The organism is Streptomyces sp. NPDC002130, from assembly GCF_040296465.1.
Taxonomy (GTDB): Bacteria; Actinomycetota; Actinomycetes; order Streptomycetales; family Streptomycetaceae; genus Streptomyces.
The window spans coordinates 1-1,421 of record NZ_JBEOXI010000842.1; the positions used below are offsets into that span (position 1 = coordinate 1).

Sequence of the window (1,421 nt, forward strand, 5' to 3'; positions counted from 1 at the left end):
GCTATGTGCGCGATCTGCAACTTCGGGTTGTGGAAGTAGGCGATGTAGATGCCGACCAGAGCAAAAATGACACAGGTGAGCAATCGTGCGAGCTGGGAGGAATCTCCAACGACGGAGATCGTGACCGCGATGTCGCAGAAGACCACGAAACCGAACGAGCGACGCTTTGTGGGGCCGAAGACCCACCATGAGACTCCGACTACGAAGCACGAGATCACGACGACAGAGTTGAAGAACAGCGCGATAGTGCTCGTCGGACCGGCGGGGCTGAACCTGTTGAGTAGCGCGCACACGCCCAACCCGATGACGATGATGCCAAGTAATAGCCGGGTGGCAGTGGTGAGGCCGTTGTCGCGAAGATAGCGAGTGAAGCGGTCGTATTGATCGGGAAGAGCTAACCACTCGCGGGTCAGCGTCCTCATGGACTTCATCTGCGACGTCATGAGTGCTTCAGTCTGCGAAGGCGGGAGCGTGCGCCAATCATCGCGAACTGACTCCTCGGCTGTCTGGCACCTTGCAATGCTAACTGGATCGATGCCGCATTGGACCGAGATGTTCGGATCGGCGACCCGCATGTCTGGGTTGGGCCAGCGTGGAGTATAAATACATCTTGTGTCTATGTTGTATTCCGCTTCCGAAACCGTCTTCCGCGAAGTCAAGGAACTGATCCTGTCCGGCGAGCTCGCCGGAGGGGAGTTGATCAGTGAGGGTGACATCGCCGCACAGACCAATGTGAGCCGAACGCCGGTGCGTGAGGCATTTCTGCGACTGGAAGCGGAAGGCTGGATGCGCCTCTACCCGAAGAAGGGGGCGTTGATCGTCCCGGTCGCGGACGGGGAGGCGGAACATGTGGTCAGTGCCAGGCAACTCGTCGAGACTCAGAGTGTTCGAGTGGTGTCGGTCCGACCCCACGCACGCGAAGCGCTTGTCGCAGCGTTGCGCGCGAACCTGATCGAGCAACGTGAGATTGCTGATCGCGGGGACGTTGCCGCGTTCAGCGCGATCGATGCGGATTTTCACAAGATGATCGTTGCCGCCGGTGGGAACCCACTGCTCGACTCGTTCTACGCGAGTCTGCGCGACAGGCAACGGCGGATGACAGCGCGGTCGATCTCACGCGACCCCGGCCAACTCTCTCGCATCCTTGTCGATCACACCGCGCTGACCGACCTTGTCGAAACAGGCGATGCCGACGGATACAACACTGCCGTCCTCACACACATGCGCCAGGTCCACGGCCTCGGCTTCGAAGGAACTCTGTGATGAGCACCCAAACGATCGGCGCTGGGACCGCGGCCGAAACTCGTCTCGAGGGTGAACGCCTCTCCGGCGGAAAGTGGCTGTGGCTGACCGTTGCCGCCAGTATGTTCGCCGCTGCCTGGGGCGGAAACGAATTCACCCCACTGCTGGTGATGTACCCC

At 60.2% G+C, this 1,421-nt stretch carries 2 protein-coding genes; one reads left to right on the forward strand and one right to left on the reverse strand.

Going from position 1 to position 1,421, the window contains the following annotated elements; genetic code table 11:
• The coding region (locus ABT116_RS46185; protein WP_351647196.1) for a hypothetical protein at positions 1 to 422 on the reverse strand (422 nt) is incomplete at its 3' end.
• A gap of 196 nt (positions 423 to 618) precedes the next feature.
• Between ABT116_RS46185 and ABT116_RS46190 the strand changes: the two genes are divergently transcribed.
• Complete coding sequence (locus ABT116_RS46190; protein ID WP_298773448.1) at positions 619 to 1,263, forward strand: GntR family transcriptional regulator; 645 nt, start codon at positions 619 to 621, stop codon at positions 1,261 to 1,263.
• Positions 1,264 to 1,421 lie beyond the last annotated feature (158 nt).